The sequence below is a fragment of the Streptomyces beigongshangae genome, from assembly GCF_019710745.1.
Classification (GTDB): Bacteria; Actinomycetota; Actinomycetes; order Streptomycetales; family Streptomycetaceae; genus Streptomyces; species Streptomyces beigongshangae.
The window spans coordinates 67,239-91,949 of sequence record NZ_JAHKJW010000015.1; the positions used below are offsets into that span (position 1 = coordinate 67,239).

The 24,711-nt window shown below is 75.8% G+C and carries 4 protein-coding genes; all 4 read left to right on the forward strand.

The features are described 5' to 3' along the window. Positions 1-7: 7 nt before the first annotated feature. On the forward strand, positions 8-20,245 hold the full coding sequence (locus KM933_RS14195; protein ID WP_221351971.1) for a non-ribosomal peptide synthase/polyketide synthase: 20,238 nt from the start codon (positions 8-10) through the stop codon (positions 20,243-20,245). Positions 20,246-20,367: 122 nt separating this feature from the next. Then, on the forward strand, positions 20,368-20,571 hold the full coding sequence (locus KM933_RS14200) for an MbtH family protein (RefSeq protein ID WP_221351973.1): 204 nt from the start codon (positions 20,368-20,370) through the stop codon (positions 20,569-20,571). A 210-nt stretch (positions 20,572-20,781) separates the two neighbouring features. After that, on the forward strand, positions 20,782-21,306 hold the full coding sequence (locus KM933_RS14205) for a GNAT family N-acetyltransferase (protein ID WP_221351975.1): 525 nt from the start codon (positions 20,782-20,784) through the stop codon (positions 21,304-21,306). Between the two features lie 207 nt (positions 21,307-21,513). Further along, positions 21,514-24,285 carry a glycosyl hydrolase gene (locus KM933_RS14210; RefSeq protein WP_221351977.1) on the forward strand — a complete coding sequence of 924 codons (2,772 nt, stop codon included), beginning with the start codon at positions 21,514-21,516 and terminating at the stop codon, positions 24,283-24,285. Positions 24,286-24,711 lie beyond the last annotated feature (426 nt).

The window sequence follows — 24,711 nt, forward strand, 5'->3', positions numbered from 1 at the left end:
GCAGACCATGACGTCTTCGAAGCGAGACCGCAGCACGGCCCTGCCCCAGGACCTCCAGGAGGTGATGCGCCGCCGGCTCGCGGGCCGCGCCGCGAGCGCCCCGGGCGGCGCCGCCCGCCGGGACATCCCGCGCGCCGACCGCACCCGGCCGCTGCCGCTGTCCTCCGCCCAGCAGCGGCTGTGGTTCCTGGACCGGCTGCGCCCCGGCGACGCCCGCTACAACAGCGCCGTCGCCCTGCGCCTGACCGGCCCGCTGGACCGCACCGCGCTCTCCCGCGCCCTGGACACCGTCGTCGAGCGGCACGAGGCGCTGCGCACCGTCTTCGAGGAGAGCGACGGGCGGCCCGCGCAGACGGTGCGGCCGGCCGCGCCGGTGCCGCTGCCGGTGGCCGACACACCGCCGCACGCCCTGGAGGCCGCCCTGCTCGCGGAGTACGGGCGCCCCTTCGACCTGGGCACCGGCCCGCTGCTGCGCGCCCTGCTCCTGCGTGAGTCGGACACCGCGCACACCCTCCTGCTGACGGCCCACCACATCGTCACCGACGGCTGGTCGATGGGGATCGTGCTGGAGGAGCTGTGCACCGCCTACGACGCCCTGGCCCGGGGCGCGGCGCCGGAGCTGCGGCCGGTGGCGACGCAGTACCCGGACTTCGCGGCCTGGCAGCGCGAGCAGCTCTCCGGCCCCCGCATGGAGCGGCAGCTCGCGTACTGGACCGGGCAGCTGGCGGGCGCCGCGCCGTCGCGGCTGCCGCTGGACCGCCCCCGCGACGGCGAGGAGTCCGGCGCGGGCGCCGTGCACACCTTCACCGTGCCCGCGGACACCGCCGCACGGCTGCGCCGGCTGGCCGCCGAGCAGCACACCACCCTGTTCACCTCCCTGGTCGCCGCCTGCCAGGCCCTGCTGGCCCGCTGGTCCGGGCAGGACGACATCACCGTCGGCTCCCTGACCCCGGGCCGCTCCCGCACCGACCTGGAACGTACCGTCGGCTTCTTCGCCCACACCGTCGTCCTGCGCACGCCGGTGGACAAGGACGGCTCCTTCCGGGACCTGCTCGCGGCCGCCGCGACCACCGTCAACGACGCCTTCGCGCACGGCGACACGCCGTTCGAGCGGCTGGTGGAGGCCGCGGGCGCGACCCGCGAGGCGGGCCGCAACCCCCTGTTCGACGTGATGGTCCTGCTCCACCCGGCCCCGCCCGCGGCCCCCGCCCTGAGCGGGCTGACCGCCTCCCCGGTCGCCGTGCCCCGGCAGGCGGCCACCTTCGACCTCAGCATCGAGTTCGTCCCCGGTGACACCGGTGTCACCGGGGACACCGAGGGCACCGACGGGAGCGACGGCTCCGGCGGGCCGGGGCTGACCGGCCTGCTGGAGTACCGCACCGACCTGTTCGACCCGGCCACCGTCGAACGGATGGCCGACCAGTTGCTGCGCACCCTGGAGGGTGCCGCCGCCGCACCGGACCGCCCGCTGGGCTCGCTGCCCCTGCTCGGCCCGGACGAGGCCCGGCGCATCACGCAGGAGTGGAACGCCACCGAGCTGCCCGTCCCCGCCGCCACCTGCCCGGAGCTGCTCGCCCGGCAGGCGGAGCGCATCCCGCACGCCACCGCCCTGGTCGCCGGGGACGAACGCCTCGACTACGCGGAGCTGAACGCCCGCGCCGACCGGCTCGCCCGCCACCTCGTCGCGCGGGGCGCCGGACCCGAACGCCTGGTCGCGCTGCGGCTGCCGCGCACCGCCGACATGATCGTGGCGATGCTCGCCGTCTGGAGGTCCGGCGCGGGCTACCTGCCCCTGGACCCCGGCCTGCCCGAGGAGCGCGTACGGTTCCTGCTCGACGACGCGCGCCCCGCGCTGGTGCTGGACGAGGCCGCGCTGCGCGCGCTGCCCGCCGACCCGCCGGACACCGGCCCGCTCGCCCCCGTGGACCCGGACACCACCGCGTACGTCATCCACACCTCCGGCTCCACCGGCCGCCCCAAGGGCGTCGCCGTGACCCACCGCTCGCTCGCCCACCTGCTGGCCGGACACCGCGAGGGCTTCGTCGCCGACGCGGGCGGCGGCCCGCTGCGGGTGGCGCTGACCGCGTCGTTCTCCTTCGACACCTCGCTGGAGGGCGTGCTGCTGATGGCCGACGGCCACCCGCTGCACCTGGTCGACGAGACGACCCGGCTCGACGCCGCCGCCCTGGTCGAGTACGTCGTCGAGCACCGCGTCGACTTCCTCGACCTGACCCCGTCCTACCTGCGCCAGCTGCTGCCCGCCGGACTGCTCACCGACCCGCGCCACCGCCCGCGCGTCCTGATGCTCGGCGGCGAGGCGATCGGCCCCGGCCTGTGGCGCGAGCTGGCCGGGCACCGGGACGTGGCCGCGTACAACTTCTACGGCCCCACCGAGTGCACGGTCGACGCCCTGGCCTGCCGCATCGAGGGCACGGGGCGCCCCCTGGTGGGCAGGCCGCTGCCCAACGTCCGCGCGTACGTCCTCGACGACCGCCTGCGGCCGGTGCCGCCCGGCGTCGGCGGCGAGCTGTACCTGGCGGGGGCGCAGGTGGCCCGCGGGTACGCGGGGCGGCCCGGACTCACCGCCGCGCGCTTCCCCGCCGACCCGTTCGGCCCGCCCGGGACCCGTATGTACCGCACGGGCGACCTGGCCCGCTGGACCGCCGACGGGCGCCTGGACTACCTCGGGCGCGCCGACGACCAGGTGAAGGTGCGCGGGCACCGCATCGAGCCGGGCGAGGTGGAGGCGGCCCTGCTGGACCTGCCGGACGTCACCGGCGCCGCGGTCGTCGCGGTCGCCGACGCGCACGGCCATCTGCGGCTGGCCGCCTACGTCGTACCCGCCGCGGGCACCCGGCCGCCCACCGCCCCGGACCTGCGGACGGCCTGCCGGCGCGTGCTGCCCGACCACATGGTGCCGTCGTCGTTCACCGTCCTCGACGCGCTGCCGCTGACCACCAGCGGCAAGCTGGACCGCCGCGCCCTGCCCGCCCCCGACCTCGACGCGGCCCCACGCGAGCGGGAGTTCGTCGCGCCGCGCACCCCCGAGGAGGAGACGCTGGCCGGTGTCTGGGCGCAGGTGCTGGGCGTCGCGAGGGTGGGTGTCACCGACAACTTCTTCGAGCTCGGCGGCGACTCCATCCTCAGCATCCAGGCCGTCTCCCGCGCCCGCGCCGCCGGTCTGCGCCTGACCTCGCAGGACGTCTTCCGCCACCAGACCGTCGCGGACCTGGCCGCCGCCGCGTCCCGGCGCACCGCCGAGGCGCCCGCCGCCCGCCGGACGGGCGAGGACGGACCCGCCCCGCTGACCCCGGTCCAGGAGTGGTACGCCGCCACGCACGGCGACCGGGACGGCGGCCTGCGGCCCTTCAGCATGTCGATGCTGCTCGACCTGCCCCACGACGTCGACGTGCCCGCCCTGGAACGCGCCGTGGAGGCGCTGGCCGCCCACCACCCGGCGCTGCGCACCCGCTTCGCCCGCACCGGCGGCACCTGGCGCCAGCACCCCGGCGAGGGACCGGCCACCGGGCTGATGACCCGTCACGACCTGTCCGGCGCGGCCGACTTCGAGGACGCCCGCCGCGCCGCCGCCGACGCCGCCCGCGCCGCCCTCGACCCGGCGGCCGGCGCCCTGCTGCGCGCCGCCCTGCTGCTGCCCCCGCACGACGGACGCTCCGGGACCGGCGGACGCTCCGGGACCGGCGGACGCCCCCAGTTGTTCCTCACGGCGCACCACCTGGCCGTGGACAGCGTCTCCTGGCGGATCCTGCTCACCGACCTGGAGCAGGCGTACCGGCAGGCGGCGGCGGGCGAACCGGTCGGCCTGGAGCCGGTGGCCACGCCGTTCACCGACTGGGCCGCGCGCCTCTCCCGCCGGGTGCGGGCCGGCGACCTGGACGACGACCTGCCGTACTGGACCGCCGAGGCCGCCGCGCCCGGCACCCCGCTGCCGGTGGACCGCCCGGGTACCCCGATCGCCGCGACCGTGCGCACCGTCCGCACTCGGGTGGACCGCGCCACCACCGCCGCGCTGCTGCGCCGGGTGCCCGCCGTCTACCGCACCCAGGTCAACGACGTGCTGCTCAGCGCGCTGAGCAGGGTCCTGGTCGACTGGACGGGCGGCGAACGGGTCGGCGTCACCCTGGAGGGCCACGGGCGCGAGGAAGGACTCGCCGAGGACCTGGACCTGTCCCGCACGGTGGGCTGGTTCACCTCCCAGTACCCCGTCACCCTCACCCCGGCCGGTCCGCCGGACGCACCCGACTGGGGCGGCACGCTGAAGGCCGTGAAGGAGCGGCTGCGGGCCGTGCCCCGGCGCGGGCTCAGCCGGGAGGCGCTGGCACGCCTGGGCTCGCCCGACCCGGCCGCGCGCGCCCTGCGGGACGCGCCGCTGCCGCAGGTGTGCTTCAACTACCACGGCCAGTGGGACACGACCGCCGGGGCGGACTTCGCACCCGCCGCGGAGGTGCCCGGCCGGGACATGGCGCCCGACGAACCCCTCGACCACCTGCTCGACGTCTCCGCCGTGGTGGCCGACGGCGAGCTGGAGCTCACCTGGCACTACAGCGAGCAGGCGCACGACCCGGACACCGTACGGGAGCTGGCGCGGGGCATGGTGGCGGCGCTGGCCGCGATCGCCGAGCACTGCGCCCGCCCCGGCGCGGGCGGCCGCACCCCGTCCGACTTCCCCCTCGCCCGGCTGGACCAGGCCGCCGTGGACCGGCTGGCGGGCGACGGCCGGACGGTGGAGGACCTGCTCCCGCTCACCCCGCTCCAGGAGGGCATGCTCTTCCACCGCCTGGTCGGCGGCCCCGACGACGTGTACGTGGACCAGGCCGCCCTGCTCCTGGACGGCGTGGCCGACCCGCAGACCTTCGCCGCGGCCTGGCAGCGGGTCACCGACCGCACACCCGCGCTGCGGACCTCGGTGGTCTGGCAGGACGTGCCCGTACCGCTCCAGGTCGTGCACCGGGACGTACGGGTGCCGCTCACGCACCTCGACTGGCGGGACACGGACCCGGCGGAACGGACCCGCCGCTTCGAGCGGCTCCGCGCCGACGACCTCGCCCGGGGCGTCGACCTCGCCTCGGCACCGCTGATGCGGCTCACCCTCGTCCGGCTGCCCGACGCCCGGCTGCACCTGCTGTGGACCTCCCACCACCTGATACTCGACGGCTGGAGCCTGGCCCAGGTGCTGACCGAGGTCTGCGAGGAGTACGCGGCGCTCACCGCGGGGAGCGAACCGGACCCGCCGGTGCGCCGGCCGTTCGCCGACTACGTGCACTGGTTGGCCGGCCAGGACACCGAAGCCGCGCGGACCCACTGGCGGCGGACCCTCGCCGGGTTCGCCACCCCCACGCCGCTGCCCGTCGACCGCCCCCTCACCGGCACCCACGAGGCCCGCTCGGCGGACGTCCGCACCACCGAGCTGTCCGACACCGGCACCGCCGCCCTGGCCCGCACCGCCCGCGCGGCCGGACTGACCGTCAACACCGTGGTGCAGGGAGCCTGGGCGCTGCTGCTGTCCCGGTACAGCGCCGAACCGGACGTGGTGTTCGGCACCACCGTCTCCGGCCGCCCCGAGGAACTGCCCGGCGTGGAGTCGATGGTGGGCATGTTCATCAACACCGTGCCCACCCGCGTCCGCGTCGACGGCCACCGCCCGGCCGCCGACTGGCTGCGCGAACTCCAGGAGGCGCAGGCCGAGTCGCGGCGCTTCGCGGCCGCCTCCCTGGCCGAGCTGACCGCCCTGAGCGACGTGCCGTCCGGCACCCCGCTCTTCCACAGCATGGTCGCCTTCGAGAACTACCCCTTCGACGCGGCCCGCACCTCCGGCTCCGGGGTGCGGCTCGCGGAGGTCACCTCCCGGGACGCCACCAACTACCCGCTGGTGCTGCGCGCCTACCAGGGCGAGCGGCTCGGTTTCGACCTGGCCTACGACCCGCGGCTGTTCGACGCCGGCACCGTCCGGGCGCTCGCCGGCCGGCTCCGCCTGCTCCTCACGGGGATCGCCGAGCACCCGGACCGGCCCCTGCGCGCCCTGGCCTGGACGACCGCCGAGGAACGGCGCCGGACGCAGGCCGACCTCGACGGCGCCGAGCGCGGCCGGCCGGCCCGGACCCTGGTGGACCTGTTCGAGGACCAGGCCGCCCGCACCCCCGGCGCCACCGCCGTCACCTGCGGCACCGACCGCCTCGACTACGCCGCCCTCGACGCCGCCGCGGGCCGCCTCGCCCACCGGCTGGCCGAGGCCGGCGCCGGACCCGAGCGGTACGTGGCCCTCGCCCTGCCCCGCTCGGTCGACCTCGTCGTGGCGGTCCTGGCCGTGCTGAAGACCGGCGCCGCCTATCTGCCGATCGACCCGAAGCTGCCCGCCGGACGCGTCGCCCACCTGCTGGACGACGCCGCCCCGGTGACGCTGGTGACCACCACCGGGGCCGCGGAACACCCACCGGCGGCCGTCCCGGTCGTGGCCCTGGACGACCCGGCCGTGCGGGCCGACCTCGCCCGCCGCCCGGCCACCGGACCGGACCACCCCCGCCGCCCCCTGCCGGAGAGCCCCGCCTACGCCATCTACACCTCCGGCTCCACCGGCCGCCCCAAGGGCGTGGTCGTCCCGCACGCCAACGTGGTGCGCCTGTTCACCCGTACCCACCACTGGTTCGGCTTCGACGGCAGCGACGTGTGGACGCTGTTCCACTCGTACGCCTTCGACTTCTCCGTCTGGGAGCTGTGGGGCGCCCTGCTGCACGGCGGCCGGCTCGTCGTCGTCCCCGAGGACACCGCGCGCTCCCCGGAGGACTTCCTGCGCCTGCTCGCCGAGGAGCGGGTGACCGTCCTCAACCAGACCCCGTCCGCCTTCTACCCCCTGGTCCGCGCGGACGCCGAACACCCCGAGCTCGGCGCGCGCCTGGCCCTGCGCACGGTGGTCTTCGGCGGCGAGGCCCTGGACCCGGGCCGGCTCGCCGACTGGTACGCCCGCCACCCCGACACCGCGCCGCGCCTGGTCAACATGTACGGCATCACCGAGACCACCGTGCACGTCACCCACCTGCCGCTGGACCGCACGACGGCGGCCCGCGCGGGCGCCGCGAGCCCCATCGGCACCGGCATACCCGACCTGCGTGTCCATGTCCTGGACGGCGACCTGGCCCCCGTGCCGCCGGGCGCCGTCGGCGAGATGTACGTGGCGGGGGAGGGCCTGGCCCGCGGCTACCTGCGCAGGCCGGGACTGACCGCGACGCGCTTCCTCGCCGATCCGTTCGGGCGGCCGGGGGAGCGGATGTACCGCACCGGCGACCGGGCCCGCCGGCGGTCCGACGGCACACTGGAGTACCTGGGCCGCGCCGACCAGCAGGTGAAGATCCGCGGCTACCGCATCGAACCCGGCGAGATCGAGGCCGCCCTGCACACCCACCCGGGCGTCGGCGACGCCGCGGCGGGCGTGTACGAGGACGGCTCGGGGACCCGCCGCCTGGTGGCCCACGTCGTCGGCCGGGGCGGCGCCGAGCCGCCGTCCGCCGCCGAACTCCGTGCCCACCTGGAGCGGCTGCTGCCCGCGCACATGGTGCCCGCCGCCCACGTGCCCATGAAGGCCCTGCCGCTGACCGCCAACGGCAAGCTCGACCGGCGCGCGCTGCCCGCCCCGGGACCGGACGGCTTCGCCGCGTCCGCCGGACGCACCGCGCCGCGCACGCCCGCCGAGCGCGCGGTCGCCGCCGCCTGGGCGGACGTCCTCGACACCGGCGAGGTGGGAGCCGACGACGACTTCTTCGCCCTCGGCGGCGACTCGATCCTCGCCGTCCGGGTCGTCTCACGGCTGCGCGCCGCCTTCGGCACGGAGGTCTCGCCCCGGCTGCTGTTCACCCACCCGACGGTGTCCGCCCTGGCCGCCGCGCTCGGCGACCCGGCGGAGCACGCCGCCGCGCCGGCCGGCACCATCCCGGCCGCGGACCCGGGCACCCCGGCGCCGCTGTCGTACGCGCAGCAGCGGCTGTGGTTCCTCGACCGCTTCGAGCCCGGCGGCACCGAGTACACGACCCTGTCGGTGCTGCGCCTGCGCGGCCCGCTCGACACGGACGCCCTGCGCGCCGCCCTCGACGGGCTGGTGGCCCGGCACGAGACGCTGCGCACCACCTTCGCCGAGCACGACGGCCGGGCCCGGCAGACCGTGCACCCGCCGTACCCGGTGGACCTGCCGCTGGACGACCTCACCGGCGCCCGCGACCGGCTGGACGCCTTCGTCGAGTCCGAGGCGTCCCGCCCCTTCGACCTGGGCACCGGACCGCTCCTGCGGGCCCGGCTGGCCCGCCTGGCCGCGGACGAGCACGTGCTGGTCCTGGCCCTGCACCACATCGTCACCGACGGCTGGTCGGCCGGCGTGCTCGGCCGGGACCTGGGCGAGCTGTACACGGCCGCCCGCGAGGGCCGCGCGCCCCGGCTGCCCCACCTGCCCGTCCGGTACGCGGACCACGCCGCCTGGCAGCGCGCCCGCACCGACGAGGCCGACGGGCAACTCGCCTACTGGCGGCAGGCCCTGGCCGGGCTCACCCCGCTGGAGCCGCCCACCGACCGGCCGCGCCCCGCCGTGCGCTCCCGCGAGGGCGCGCTGGTCACCTTCACCCTCCCCGCCGCGCTCACCGACCGGCTGCGCGCGACGGCACGCGAGGCCGACGCCACCCTCTACATGACGCTGCTGACGGCCTGCACGGTCCTGCTCTCGCGCTGGACGGAGCAGGAGGACATCGCCGTCGGCACGGTCACCGCGGGCCGGGAGCGGCCCGAACTGCACGACGTGGTCGGCATGTTCGTCAACACCCTGGTGCTGCGCAACCGGGTGGAGCCCGGACTGTCGTTCCGCGCGCTGCTGGAGCGGGTCCGCACCACCGTCCTGGACGCGTTCGCCCACCAGGACGTGCCGTTCGAGCACCTGGTGGACGCCCTCCAGCCCGAGCGGGACACCAGCCGCACCCCGCTGTTCCAGGTCATGGTGGCGCTGCACAACCTGGGCGCCGAGGCACCCGGCCTGCCGGGCCTGGACGTCGAACCCCTCACCCCGCCGGTCCGGCACGCCGCCTTCGACCTGGCCTTCGACTTCGTCGAGGGCGACGGCGGCGTCACCGGTCACCTGGAGTACGACACCGCCCTGTTCGACGCGGACACCGCCGAACGGCTGGCCGTACGCCTGCGGCTGCTGCTGGAGGCGGCGGCCTCGGAGCCGCACCGGGACGTCCGCGCGCTGCCGCTGATGACGGCCGCCGAACGGCGGCAGGTGCTCCACGAGTGGCAGGGCGGCCGCCTGCCCGTACCGGACACCGCCTTCCCCGCCCTGTTCGAGGCACAGGCCGCGCGCACACCGGACGCCACCGCCCTGGTGGCCCGGGACGCGACGCTCACCTTCGCGGCCCTGAACGAGCGGGCCAACCGGCTCGCCCACCACCTGATCTCACAGGGTGTCGGTCCCGAACGCGTGGTCGCCGTGCAGTTGCCGCGCACCACACAGGCGCTGGTCGCCCTGTTCGCCGTGCTCAAGGCGGGCGGCACCCTGCTCTGCCTCGACCCCGGACTGCCCGAGGAACGCACCGCCTTCCTCCTCGCGGACACCGCCCCGAGCATCCTCCTGACCGCCGACACGCTGCGCGAGGTGGACTGGGACCGGCTGCCCGCCCACGATCCCACCGACGCCGACCGGATCGCCCCGCTGCTCCCCGCCAACGCCGCCTACCTGATCCACACCTCGGGCTCCACCGGCCGCCCCAAGGGCGTCACGGTGGAACACCGCCAGCTGGTCAACCTCTGCCACGACCACCGGGAGGGACTCGTCGCCCCGCACACCGCGGACGGGCACCGGCTCAAGGCGGCGCTCAGCGCCTCCTTCTCCTTCGACACCTCCTGGGAGGGACCGCTGCTGCTCGCCCTCGGCCAGGAGGTGCACCTCGTCGACGAGGACGTGCGCCTGGACCCGGAGGCGTTCTGCGCCCAGGTCGCGGACCGGGAACTGGACCTGGTGAACGTCACCCCGACCTTCCTGCGCGAACTCACCGCCGCCGGGCTCCTCGCCCCCGGCCGCCACCACCCGCGCCTGCTGCTGGTGGGCGGCGAGGCGGTCGGCCCCGACACCTGGGCCGAACTGCGCGCCGCCCAGGACGGGCTGGGCGTCACCGCGTACAACATGTACGGCCCCACCGAGACCACCGTCGACGCCGTCTACGGCCGCTGCGCCGACGGCCCCGGCCGCCCGGTCGTCGGCCGGCCCGGCCGCAACCTGCGCGCCCACGTCCTGGACCGCGCCCTGCGCCCGGTGCCGCCCGGCGTACCGGGCGAGCTGTACCTCGCCGGCGCGCAGGTCGCCCGCGGCTACCTGAACCGGCCCGGCCTGACCGCCGCCCGCTTCCTCGCGGACCCGTTCGGCGCCCCCGGGGAGCGGATGTACCGCACCGGCGACCGCGCCCGCTGGGACGCGTCCGGGCGGCTGGAGTTCCTCGGCCGGGCCGACGACCAGGTCAAGATCCGGGGCTTCCGCATCGAGCCCGGCGAGGTGGAGGCCGCCCTGCTCGCGCTGCCGGACGTCGCCGACGCCGCCGTGGCCGCCCGCGAACAGGCCGGACGCACCCTGCTGGTGGCGTACGTGGTGCCCGCCGGGGAGAGCGCCCCGCCGGCCGACGACCTGCGGGTGCGGCTGCGGCGGACCCTGCCCGACCACATGGTGCCCACCGCGTTCGTGCCGCTGGCACGCATTCCGCGCACGAGCGGCGGCAAGACCGACCGCCGCGCCCTGCCCGCCCCGCCGGACCGCCCCGAGAGCGCCACCGCGTACGTGGCACCCCGGCCCGGCACCGAGGAACTGCTGGCCGCCGTCTGGGCACAGGTGCTGGGCGTGGAGCGGGTCGGCGCCCGGGACAACTTCTTCGCCCTCGGCGGCGACTCGATCCTCAGCATCCAGATCGTCTCCCGCGCCCGCCGGGCGGGACTCGCCCTCACCACCAAGGACGTCTTCCGCCACCAGACCGTCGCCGAACTCGCGCTGCGCGTCGGCGAGAAGGCCGCCCCACCGGCGGCGGACACCGACGCCGCCCCGCCCGCCGAGGCACCCCTGACACCCATCCAGCACTGGTACCTCGACCACCGGCGGCCCGGCGACCCCCTGCGCTTCACCATGACCCAGCGCCTGGAACTGGCCCCCGGCACCGACCTGCCGGCGCTGGAGCGGGCGGCCGACGCCCTCGTACGCCACCACCCGGCGCTGCGCACCCGGTTCCGCCACACCGACGACGGCTGGCGCCAGGAGGTCCTCCCGTCGGCGCCGGACGGCGTGACCACGCGCCACGCCGCGGCCCACCTCGACGGCCCGGAGCTGGAGGCCGAGGTGCAGCGGGCCGCGGACGCCGCGCAGACCTCGCTCGACCCCCTCACCGGGCGGGTCGTCCGCGTCCTGCTCTTCGACCGGGGCCCGGAGCGCCCCGCCCAGCTGCTGATCACCGCGCACCACCTGGTCGTCGACGGCGTCTCCTGGCGCATCCTGCTCGCCGACCTGGAGAGCGCCCACCGCGCCGCCGCCGCCGGGCGGCCCGTCGAACTCCCCCCGGCGGGCACCGCGTACGGCCGCTGGGCGGCCCGGCTGGAACAGCACACCCGCGCCGGTGCGCTGGACGCCGACCTGGCCCACTGGACCCGCACCGCCGCCGCCCCGGCCGGCCTGCCCGCCGGGCGGCCCGGCACCGACACCCACGGCCCCAACACCCACGGCACCGCCGCCACCGTCACCGTCACGCTGGCACCGGAGGAGACCGAGGCGCTGCTGCGCCGGGTCCCCGACGTCTACCGCACCCAGGTCAACGACGTGCTGCTCAGCGCGCTCGGCCGCACACTGGCCCGCTGGTGCGGCCGCGACACGGTCCTCGTCGGGGTGGAGGGGCACGGCCGCGAGGACCTCTTCGACGACATGGACCTGTCCCGGACCGTCGGCTGGTTCACCGCCGAGTTCCCCCTCGCCCTGACCGCCGCGCCCGACGCCGGCTGGCGCACCACCCTGCGCTCGGTCAAGGAGCAGCTGCGCGCGGTGCCGCTGCACGGCCTCAGCCACGGCGCACTGCACCGGCTCCTGCCGGACGGCCCGCTCACGGACACCCCGCAGCCGCGGATCGGCTTCAACTACCACGGCCGCTGGGACGCGGGGGGCGACGGCACCGCGCAGGGCCTGTACCGGGCGGCACTCCCGCCGGCCGGCCGCGACACCGACCCGGACGAGACCCGCCCCTACCTGCTGGACATCACGGGCGTGGTCCAGGACGGACGCCTCGAACTCGGCTGGACCTACCCGCCCGCCGTCTACGACGAGTCCACCGTGCGCCGCCTGGCCGAGGAGATGTGCGGGGCGCTGCGCGACATCGTGGCGCACTGCGCCGACCCGGACGCGGGCGGCCGCACCCCCTCCGACTTCCCCCTCGCCGGCCTCTCCCAGCAGCAGCTCGACCGGCTGGTGGGCGACGGACGGCACGTGGCCGACGTCCTGCCGCTCACCCCCCTGCAGTCCGGCATGCTCTTCCACGGGCTGGTCGACACGGCCGGCGCCTACTTCGACCGCACGGCGGTCCGGCTGACCGGGGTGGCCGACCCGCGGGCGTTCGCGGCGGCCTGGCAGCAGGTCGCCGACCGCACCCCGGCCCTGCGCACCAGCGTCCACTGGCAGGGCCTGCCGCACCCCGTGCAGGTCGTCCACCACCGCGTCGAACTGCCCGTCACCCACCTGGACCGGCGCGACCTGGAACCGGGGCAGCGGGCGGCGGCGATCGAGCACCTGCTCGCCGAGGACCGCGCGGCCGGCATGGAACTGACCAGCGCGCCGCTCACCCGGATCACCCTGGCCGCCCTGCCCGGCGACGAGGTCCTCCTGCTGTGGTCCTCCCACCACCTGATCCTGGACGGCTGGAGCACGGGCCAGCTGCTCACCGAGGTCTGCGAGCGCTACGCCGCGCTCACCGGCGGCCGGGACACCGCACCGCCCGTCCGCCGGCCCTTCGCGGACTTCCTGCACTGGCTGCGGGAACAGGACGAGAGCGAGGCCGAACGCCACTGGGCCGGCGTCCTCGCCGGTTTCGGCGAGCGCACCCCGCTGCCGTACGACCGCACCCCCGCCGAGGCACACCGGGCCCGCTCCACCGGGTCCGTCCACCACGAGCTGGACGAGCGGCTGTCGCAGCGGCTGCGGGAGACGGCGGCCCGCGGCGGCCTGACCGTCAACACCGTGGTGCAGGCCGCCTGGGCCCTCCTGCTGGCCCGCCACAGCGGACGCGACGACGTCGTGTTCGGTACGACCGTCTCCGGACGGCCCGCCGAACTGCCCGGCGTCGACACCATGATCGGCCTGTTCATCAACACCGTGCCCACCCGGGTGCGCGTCCGGGGCGGCGACGGCGTCCTGCCCTGGCTGCGCGGTCTCCAGGAGAAGCAGAGCGAGGACCGGCGCTTCGACTTCCTCTCCCTCGCGCGCATCCAGGCGCTGACCGAGGTGCCCACCGGGCAGGCCCTGTTCGACAGCATGGTGGTGTTCGAGAACTATCCGGTCGACGAGTCGGCCGCCGCCCGGACGGGTGTGGGGGTGGCCGAGGTGCGCGCCGACGACGCCACCACCTTCCCGCTGTGCCTGCGTGCCCACCTGACCGACCGGCTCGGCTTCGACCTGGCCTACGACCCGGCCTTCTTCGACCGCGCCACGGTGGAGCGGGCGACGGCCCGCCTGGCCGCCCTGCTCACGCGGTTCGCCGACGGCCTCGACGGCGACGTCGGCGACCTCGAACCGCTCACCGACGGGGACCGGCTGCTGCTGGAGGAGTGGAACACCACCGCCCGCCCGGCCCGGCCGCGCAGCCCGGTGGACCTGTTCGCCGAGCAGGTCCGCCGCACCCCGCGGGCCCCGGCCCTGCACGACGGCGACCGGCGGGTGACCTACCGCGAACTCGACGACTGGTCCGACCGGGTGGCGTCCCGGCTGCTCGCCGGCGGCCTGGCCGCCGAGGACGGGGTGGCCCTGCTCATGGAGCACGGCGCCGAACTCGTCGTCGCCCAGCTCGCGGTCCTCAAGGCGGGCGGCGCCTACGTACCCGTCGACGCCCGCGCCCCCGAGGAGCGGCGCCGCACGATGCTGGACCAGGCGCGCGTCAGGGCCCGGCTCACCGCCGAGGACGTCGCCGCGGCCCGCCACGCACCCCTGACGGGGGCGGCCGGCCGGCCGGCGGACCCCGACCGGTCCGCCTACGTCATGTTCACCTCCGGCTCCACCGGACTGCCGAAGGCCGTGGCGGTGCGCCACCGCGACGTGGCGTCGCTGGCCACCGACAGCCGTTTCGCCGACGGGGTGTGCGCCCGGGTGCTGCTGCACTCGCCGGTCGCGTTCGACGCCGCCACCTTCGAGGTGTGGGCACCCCTGCTGACCGGCGGCTGCGTGGTCGTGGCCGCCGGACGGGCGGTGGACGCGGCCCTGCTGCGGCAGCTGGCCGGCGCGGGCGCGCGCACCGGGGGCGACGCACCGGGCGGCCCCGCCGCCGACGGACGGCCGGCCGGGGACCCCGGACCCGCCGGCGACGGCGGGCTGACCTCCGTATGGCTGACGGCCGGTGTCTTCCGGCTGCTGGCCCAGGACGCGCCGGACTGCTTCGCGGGCCTGCGCCAGGTGTGGACGGGCGGCGACGTGGTCCCCGCGGCGGCCGTGCGCCGGGTCCTGGCCGCCTGCCCCGGCCTGACCGTGGTGGACGGCTACGGACCGACCGAGACCACGACCTTCGCCACGTCCCACGCCCTCGACGACGCGGCGGCCGTCCCCGACACCGTCCCGGTCGGCCGGCCGCTGGACGACAAACGGGTCCACGTCCTGGACTCCCGGATGCGCCCCGTGCCGCCGGGCTGCGCGGGCGAGCTGTACATCGCCGGCGAGGGCGTGGCGCGCGGTTACCTGGGCCGCCCCGGCGAGAGCGCGCGCCGCTTCCTCGCGGACCCCCTCGGGCCGCCCGGCACCCGGATGTACCGCACGGGCGACCTGGCCCGGCGCCGCCCGGACGGCACGGTCGAGTTCCTGGGCCGCGCCGACGACCAGGTGAAGATCCGCGGCTTCCGGGTGGAACCCGGCGAGGCGGCGGCCGTCCTCGCGGCCCACCCCGGCGTCGCGGACGTGGCGGTGGTGGCCCGCGAGGACCGGCCCGGTGCCCGCCGCCTGGTCGCCTACGTCGTCGGCCCGGCCGGACAGGACCCGCAGGAGCTGCGCGCGTACGCCCGCCGCACGCTGCCCGACTACCTGGTGCCCTCCGCGGTCGTCGCGCTGGCGGCCCTCCCGCTGAGCGCCAACGGCAAGGTCGACCACGCCGCCCTCCCGGCACCGGACGCCGCCACCGGCGCCGCACGGAGCACGCGCCGCGCGCCGCGCACCGAGGCCGAACGCCGTACCGCCGACGTCTTCGCGGACGTACTCGGCGGACAGTCCCCGGGCGTGGAGGACGACTTCTTCGCGCTGGGCGGCGACTCCATCCTGAGCATCCGTCTCGCTTCCCGCCTGGCGGAGGAGTTCGGCACCGTCCTGTCCCCGCGCGCCGTCTTCACCCACCCGACGCCCGCCGGGCTCGCCGCGCTGCTCACCGGGGACCGGACCGCGGACGAGGGACGTCCCGCCGTACGGCCGGTCGCCCGGAACGGGGCCGCACCGATGTCGTACGCGCAGCAACGCCTCTGGTTCCTGGAGGAGTTCGCACCCGGCGGCACCGAGTACGTCACCGCCCTGGCGCTGCGCCTGCGGGGCCGGCTCGACACCCGGGCCCTCACCGCGGCCCTGGACGGGCTGGTGGCCCGGCACGAGTCGCTGCGCACCACCTTCGACACGGTCGACGGCCGGGGCGTCCAGATCGTGCACCCGCCGCGGGAGGTGCCGCTGCCGCTCGACGACCTGTCCGCACTGCCGGAGGGCGAGCGCACGGCGCGCCTGGAGAAGCGGCTCGCGGCCGACCGCGCCCGCCCCTTCGACCTGCGCGAGGGACCCCTGCTGCGGGCCGGCCTGATCCGGCTGGCCGACGACGAGCACGTCCTGACCCTCACCCTGCACCACATCGTCACCGACGGCTGGTCGACCGCCGTCCTCACCGGCGACCTCGCCCACCTCTACCGGGCCGAGCTGGACCCGGCCACCGGTCCGCTGCCGCCGCTGCCGGTGCAGTACGCCGACTACGCCCACTGGCAGCGCACCGCGAGCGGCGGCGAGCGGCAGCTGTCCTACTGGAAGGAGCAACTGGCCGGCGTCGAACCGCTGGACCTGCCCACCGACCGGCCCCGCCCGCCGATCCGCACCCGGTCCGGCGCGAGCGCCCGGCTGGTCCTGCCGCCCCGCACCGCACGCCGCCTCGCGCAGGTGGGCCGGGACCGGGGCGCCACCCTCTTCACCACGCTGGTCGCCACCGCCCAGACCTTCCTCGCCCGGCTGTGCGGCAGCCGGGACGTCGCCGTCGGCACCGTCACCTCCGGCCGCGAGCAGGCCGAGGTCCAGCAGCTCATCGGCTTCTTCGTCAACACCCTGGTGCTGCGCTCGCGGGTCGACGCCGACCGTCCCTTCACCGAGTTCCTCGACGACGTCCGGCGGACCGTGCTGGACGCCTTCGCCCACCAGGAGGTGCCGTTCGAGCAGGTGGTGGACGAGGTGCGCCCGGTGCGCGACACCAGCCGCACCCCGCTGTTCCAGGTGATGGTCGTCCTGCAGAACACCCCGGCCGCCGGCCTCGACCTGCCGGGCCTGGAGGTGTCCGCCGTCGAGACGGAGCTCCAGCACGCCGCGTTCGACCTCACCCTGGAGTTCGCCGAGACGGACTCCGGCGCGCTGCACGGCCTCCTCACCTACAACACGGACCTGTTCGACGCGGCCACGGCCGAGCAGCTGACCGACCGGCTCGCCACGCTGCTGACCGCCGTGGCCGACGACCCGGACCGCCCCCTCGGCGCCCTGCCGCTCGCCTCCGACGAGGAGCTCAAGGCCCTGCTGGAGCAGGGACGGGGCACGGCCCGGCCGGTACCGGTGGCGACACTGCCCGAGCTGTTCCAGCGGCAGGCGGCCGCCGCACCCGACGCCGTGGCGCTGGAGGACACCCGGCGGCACCTGTCGTACGCCGAGCTCGACCGGGCCGCCGACCGGCTCGCCCACCGGCTGATCGCCCGCGGGGTCGGCCCCGAGGACGTCGTGGCCCTCGTCCTGCCGCGGGCCGCCGAGACGGTGGTGGCGCAGCTCGCCGTCGCCAAGGCGGGCGCCGCCTTCCTGCCCGTCGACCCGGACTACCCGCAGCGGCGGCGGGAGTTCATGGTGCGCGACGCGGGCGCCCGGGTGGTCCTCGACGACCCGGCGCGGATATGGGTGGCGGACGGCCCGGACACCGCGCCCACCGACGCGGACCGCACCATCCCCCTCACCCCCGACCACCCGGCGTACGTCATCTACACCTCCGGGTCCACCGGCACCCCGAAGGGCGTCACGGTGACGCACCGGGGCCTGGCGGGCTTCGCCGCGGCCGCCGCCGAGCGGTACGCGGCGGGCCCCGGCGACCGGGTGCTGCAGTTCGCCTCGCCCAGCTTCGACGCCTCCGTCCTCGAACTGTGCGTCTCCCTGCTCAGCGGCGCCACCCTGGTCACGGGCGAGGAGGGGCCGCTGATCGGCGAGCGGCTGGCCCAGGTGCTCGCCGAGCGCCGCGTCAGCCACACCCTCATCCCGCCGGCCGCGCTGGCCACCGTGGCGCCGGAGACCTCCGGCACGCTGCCGCACCTGCGCACCCTGATCGTCGGCGCCGAGGCATGCCCCGCCGATCTGGTGGAGCGATGGGCCCCCGGCCGCCGGATGATCAACTCCTACGGACCCACCGAGGCCACCGTCGTCGCCACCTGGACCGGCCCGCTGACCCCGTCGGGCGGCGCGCCGCCCATCGGCCGCCCGGCCGGTACCACCCGCGCGTACGTCCTCGACGCGGTCCTGCGCCCCGTCCCGGCCGGTGTGACGGGCGAGCTGTACGTGGCGGGTCCCGGACTGGCCCGCGGCTACCTCCACCGGCCGGGCCTGACCGCCCGGCGGTTCGTCGCCGACCCGTTCGGCGCGGCCGGGGAACGCATGTACCGCACCGGTGACCTGGTGCGCTGGGGCAGCGACGGCGAACTGCGTTTCGTCGGCCGCGCGGACGACCAGGTCAAGCTGCGCGGCTTCCGCATCGAGCCGGGGGAGACGGAGAGCGCGCTGCGCCGCAGCCCGTACGTGCGCGACGCGGTGGTCGTCGTCCGCACCGACGGCCCGGACGGGCAACCGTCCGACGGCCACGGGCGGCTGGTGGCGTACGTCGTCCCCGCTGCCCCCGGTACCGCCGCTGCCGCCCCCGGTACCGCCGCCGGCGCCGAGACGGATGCCGCCGGGACCGGTGCCGCCGCCGGGACCGGTGCCGCGGTCGAGGCCGGCGCCGGGAGCCTGCCGGTCGCCGCGCTGCGCGAGCACCTCGCCGGACTGCTGCCCCCGCACATGGTGCCGGCCGTGTTCGTGCCGCTGGAGCGGCTGCCGCTGACCCCCAACGGCAAGACGGACCGGCAGGCCCTGCCCGCGCCCGGACCGGCGCAGGCGGCCACCGGCCCGCGCACCGCGCCCCGTACCGACACCGAACGCCGTATCGCCGGCGTCTGGACCGACGTCCTCGGCGTGGAGGACATCGGCGTGGACGACAACTTCTTCCACCTCGGCGGCGACTCGATCCTGAGCATGCAGGTGGTCTCCCGGCTGCGGCGTGAGGGCCTGCACCTGGCCACCCGGGACCTGTTCACCCACCAGACCGTCGCCGAACTGGCCACCGTCGTCGGCACCGCCCCCCAGCACACCGGTGACGGCCCGGCGACCGGCGCGGTGCCCCTCACCCCGATCCAGGAGTGGTTCCTGGCCACACCGCGCGCCGACCACACCCACTTCAACCAGTCGGCGCTGCTGGAACTCGACGGCCCGCCCGACGCCGCCGCCCTGGAGACGGCCCTGAACGCCCTGCTGGAACACCACGACGCGCTGCGCATGCGCTTCACCCGGGACGCCGACGGCTGGCACCAGTTCAACCCGCCGCCCGCGGAAGCCCGGGGGCTCCTCGTCCGCCACGACCTGTCGGACCTGCCGGCGGCGGAGACCGGCCCGGCCATGAAGAGGGCCGCCGACGACCTGCACACCGGTTTCGACCTGGCCCGCGGCCCGCTCCTGAAGGCGGCCCTGTTCACCGGCGCGGGCGCAGAGGAGGGCGACCGCCGGGTCTTCCTCCTCCTGGTCGCCCACCACCTGGTCGTGGACGCCGTGTCCTGGCGGATCCTCGCCGACGACCTGGAGGCCGCCTACGGACAGGCCGTACGGAACGAACCCGTCGGCCTGGGCGAGCGCACCACCTCGTTCCGGGACTGGGCCCGCGGACTCGCCGGGTACGTCGCCGAAGGCGGCCTGGACCACGAACTCCCCTACTGGGAGGAGGCCGTGACCGCCGGACAGCTCCCGGTCGCCACCGAACCCGGCGCGGCCGCGCGGGAGGCCGGCGCGTTCACCGTCGAACTGGAGGAGGAGGACACGACGGCGCTGCTGCGTGCCGCGCCGGCCGCCTACCGCACCCGCGTCAACGACGTCCTGCTGGCCGCGCTGGCCCTGGCGCTGGCCCGCTGGACCGGGAGCGACCGCGTCCGCCTGGACCTCGAAGGCCACGGCCGCGAGGACCTGCTCGACGGCGTCGACCTCTCCCGCACGGTCGGCTGGTTCACCACCGTCCACCCGGTCGCCCTCCAGGTGCCCGAGCCGGAGCGGACCGGGGCCGACCGGAACTGGCGGGCCCTGGTGAAGTCGGTACGCCGCCAGCTGCGCTCCGTACCCGGCAACGGACTGGGTTTCGGCGCCCTGCGCACCTTCGGGCCGCCCGAGGTGCGCGAGCGGCTCGGCCCCGCGGCCCACGGACAGGTGGTCTTCAACTACCTCGGCCAGTGGGACGCCCGCCCCGCCGCCTCCGGCGGTGGCCTGGTGCGGTCCGAGCACGGCTCCTTCGGCCAGGACCACGACCCCCGGGACAGCGGTTCGCATCCGCTGGAGGTGGTCGGCGCGGTACGGGACGGGCGCCTCGCCTTCACCTGGAACCACCGCTCCGGGACGCACGACCCGGCGACCGTGCGACGTGTCGCCGGGGAGTTCGCCGAAGCCCTGCGCCAGATCGCCCGGCACGCCAGGGAGAGCCTGTGACCGCACACCGCCCCGGTGCCCCGGCACCGCGCACCCACGGCGCCCCGAGGGGACCGTGCACCGGCGGCCCCGAGGAGCCAGCCCCCCGCCCGGACCGACCCCGCCCACGACAGGAGAACGACATGGACGAGAACACCCGCTACCAGGTACTGCGCAACGACGAGGACCAGTACTCCCTCTGGCCGGTCGACGTCGAGGTGCCCGCGGGCTGGCAGCCCGTCGGGAAGGAGGGCACCGAGGAGGAGTGCTCCGCCTACGTCGACGAGGTGTGGACCGACATGCGCCCGCGCAGCCTGCGCGAACGGATGGAGAACGCCGAGGCCTGACCCGCCCGCGACGAAGCCGCGGCACGGGCACGGAACGGCGGTGACCGCCGTCGCCCCGGGCCCGGAGGGAGCCGCTCCGGGCCCGGAGGGAGAGGACTCCCTCCCTCCGGGCCCCGGGCCTTCTACGCTGGGACTCGTTCACGGAGACCCGTCGCTGCCGCGCCCCGCGGGACGAGGTCACCTCCTCCGCCCCACCCCAGGAGTCCGCCGATGACACCTGTCCTGACACCTGTCCTGAAAACCGACCGCCTGGAGTTCACGCCCTACCGCCCCGAGGACGAGGAGCACTTCGTCGCCCTGCTGCGCGACGAGAAGGTGTGCCACTGGATGGGCCAGGACATGGTGCCCGAGGCCGACCTGCGCACGGTGTTCCGCGCGATCCTCACCGACGTCTACCCCACCCGGCGGTTCGACGTGTGGGGGGTGTGGTGGCAGGGGACGTACATCGGCCACGCGGAGGTGAAGAAGACCGGCAACGTCGACGGCCACGAACTCGTCGTCGCCCTGGTCCCCGAGTACTGGGGACGGGGCATGGGCACCGAGGTCGTGCACGGCCTGCTGCGCCACGCCTCCGACAACCTGGGGCTCAAGGAGGTCTACGGCATGGTGGGCGCCGGGAACACGGCGAGCCTGGCCCTGTGCCGGCGGCTGGGCTTCCGGCACGTACGCGACGTGGTCGGCGAGGACGGCACGGTGTCCCGGATGGTCGTCGTCCCCACCACGGAGGCGACCTGACGGCACCCGGACCCCGGACGGGGACGGCCGCCCGCCGTCCCCGTCCCGGTCCCGCCCGCCGACAGGTAGTGAAGCGGAGGACCGGCGCACTCCCGCGGCGGACGGGCGCTGTGTTCAACCTATTGACACGTACATTGCAAGGGCTTTACGTTTCGGCCATCTGAGAGCGCTCTCAGACACTCGTCGCGTGAGACGTGAGGTACCCGTATGCCATCCCCCCGCACCAGACCGGCAGCCGTCCTGCTGCTGGCCTCGGCCCTCGCCGCCGTGGGCCTGGGCCCGGCCGCCGCACCGGCGGCGGCCGCCACCGTACCCGTGGGCTCCGGCAGCTACTCCGACACCCGGCCCGCCGGCACGTCGGGCCCCACCACCAACACCGGGGCGCCGGTCACGCCCAAGGTGACGGCCGCCGCCAGGAACCGGCCGGTCCCCACCAACGACTGGTGGTCCTCCCTCGCCTTCCAGCGCTACGGCGACAACCCGTACTCGACCCCCATGTACGGCCACCCCCTCACCTACCAGGCCACGGCCGGCGGACTGGACGTCGGCTACCCGACGGCCCCCGCGATCGTCGGCGACGGCCGCCAGTACGAGTACGCCCACAAGCGCGACCTCACCATCGGGCTGACCGGCCTCAACTCGCCCGACACCAAGGCCGACGACTGGTCCGACTGGACGGTCACCCCCCACTGGTCCGACGGCACCCGCACCCTGCGCACCACCATCGGCCACGGCTCGCCGTTCGTGTACGCCAAGGGCACGGGCGGCAACGCCCAGATCACCACCGCCGGCACGCCCGCCGTCTTCGCCGACCAGGGCAACGTCCTCGGCATCACCGTCGCCGGGCACCACTACGCCCTCTTCGCACCGACCGGCAGCGACTGGAACGTCGCCGGCTCCACCGTCACCGCGGGTCTCGGCTCCAAGGACTACTTCTCCGTCGCCGTGCTGCCGTCCACCGGCGCGCTGGCGACCTTCCAGAAGTACGCCTACAGCTTCGTCACCGGCTCCAAGGCGGCCTGGAGCTACACCGGGGGCACGGTCAAGGCCACCTACACGGTCACCACCGAGGCGAAGGAGGGCACCGAGCGCGGCACGCTCCAGGCCCTCTACCGCCACCAGTGGCTGAACACCACCGACCCCCTCACCTCCTACACCTACGTCTCGCCGCGCGGCACCATGAAGGTCCGCGAGTCGGCCTCCTTCACCACGAGCCAGAAGGCGTCCGCGGTGCTGCCGGGACTGCCGAAGTCCAGCGGTGTGGACACCGCCCGGCTGCGCGGCTACCTGAACGAGGTCGTCAACGCCGCCGACCCCTTCTCCGGGGCCTCCGACACCTACTGGACAGGCAAGGCCCTCGGCCGCCTCGCCCAGCTCGTGCCCGTGGCCGACCAGATCGGCGAGACCGGCACCCGCGACAAGCTCCTCGGCCTGCTCAAGGGCAAGCTCCAGGACTGGTTCACGGCGGGCGGCGCGAACGAGTTCAGCTACGACAAGGACTGGAAGACGCTCACCGGCTACCCCGCCTCCTACGGCAGCGACACCGAGCTGAACGACCACCACTTCCACTACAGCTACTACGTCTACGCGGCGGCGATCGTCGCCCAGTACGACCAGGGATGGGCCGCCGACTCCGCCTGGGGCGGCATGGTCAAGACCCTCGTACGGGACGCCGCCAACCCCAGCCGCACCGACACCGCCTTCCCCTTCCTGCGCGGCTTCGACGTCTACGCGGGCCACAGCTGGGCCTCGGGCCACCAGGGCTTCGCCGCCGGCAACAACCAGGAGTCCTCCTCGGAGTCCACCAACCTCAGCGCGGCACTCGTCCTGTGGGGCTCCGCGACCGGTGACACCTCGCTGCGCGACCTCGGCACCTTCCTGCTGACCACCGAGGCGGAGGCGATCGCCCAGTACTGGTTCGACGCCGACGAACAGGTCTTCCCGTCCTCGTTCGGCCACGACACGGCCGGCATGGTGTGGGGCAGCGGCGCCGCCTACTCCACCTGGTGGACCGCCAACCCCGAGGAGATCCACGGCATCAACGTCCTGCCCGTGACCGGCGGTTCGCTCCACCTCGGCGGCGAGAAGGCCGCGATCCGGCGCAACCTCGCCGAACTGGAACGGGAGAACGGCGGTCCGGCCGTCGAATGGCGGGACATCCTCTGGGAGTTCCAGTCCCTCGCCGACCCGGGCGCGGCCAAGGCGAAGTGGGACGCGGGCCACGCCGGCTACACCCCGGAGCAGGGGGAGTCGAAGGCGCACACCTACCACTGGATCGCCACCCTCGACGCCCTGGGCGCCCCGGACGCCACCGTGACCGGTGACATCCCCACCTCCGCCGTCTTCACCAAGGGGACGACCCGGACGTACGCGGCCCACAACTTCGGTTCGGCCGCCCGTACCGTCACCTTCTCCGACGGCAAGACCCTCGCCGTGCCGGCCCGCTCCACCGCGACCGGCACCGGGTCCGGCTCGGGAGAGCCCGACCCGGACCCGCCGGCCGGCAACACCTTCCAGCTGCGCACCGGCGGCACCCTGACCACGGCGACCGGCGGCACGGCCGGCAGCGACACCATCGCCTCCGGCGGCGGCGCCAACCACGACGGCACCCCGTACCAGCCCCTCGTCTACGAGGTCCGCGGCGTCGACGGCACGCTCACCCCGGGCGCGCAGAGCGCGTTCCGGCTCCAGGTGGACGCGGGCACGTCGGTCGGTCTCGGCCAGCAGGCCCGGATCAGCTACGACTTCACCGGCAACGGCAGCTTCGACCGCACCGAGACGTACCACTACTTCGCGACCGACCCGGTCGCCGGGTGGGAGCAGTACACACAGGCACGCGGCCTCAAGGCGGCCACGGGCACACCGGGCGACCTGGACGGCGGCACCGTACGCCTGGAGGTGTGGAACGCCATCGGCAACGGCACCTCGAAGCTGCAGACCGGTACGGACTCCTCCGTCCTGGTGATCCCCTACAGCTGAACCGGCGCGGAACCCACGCGGAATCCACGCAGAACCGGCGGGCACCGGCGTCAGGCCGGTGCCCGCCGCGGGTCGTCGCGCGGCGCTCCCGGCGGTGAGGGACGACATCACCTTGCTGCTCCCGCTCTGCGGGCCGGCGACGACGGTGAGTGCCTCCCCGGCCCGTTCCAGCGGGAAACGGTGGGTGATCGGCGGGCTCGTCCAGACCGTCCCCCGGACGTACGCGGCGCTTCGTCGACCTCCTCGGCGAAACGGTACGAGCCGAGGCGGTCCTGGTGACGCAGTGCCCGCACGGTCGCGGTCGACCGGGGCGCGACCGCGGTGATGCCCGGGGTCCGCCGGGGCGGGCGGCGGCGTGCTCGGTGAACACGGCCCGGTGCGCCCGGTGGAAGGCACCGGGACCGGACGGTTCGCCACCGGTGCTCC

Excerpts from the sequence above, each read along its gene's own strand:
- KM933_RS14205 (WP_221351975.1), top strand. The coding sequence starts at position 20,782 with ATGACACCTGTCCTGACACCTGTCCTGAAAACCGACCGCCTGGAGTTC.
- KM933_RS14200 (WP_221351973.1), top strand. The coding sequence starts at position 20,368 with ATGGACGAGAACACCCGCTACCAGGTACTGCGCAACGACGAGGACCAG.
- KM933_RS14210 (WP_221351977.1), top strand. The coding sequence starts at position 21,514 with ATGCCATCCCCCCGCACCAGACCGGCAGCCGTCCTGCTGCTGGCCTCG.
- KM933_RS14195 (WP_221351971.1), top strand. The coding sequence starts at position 8 with ATGACGTCTTCGAAGCGAGACCGCAGCACGGCCCTGCCCCAGGACCTC.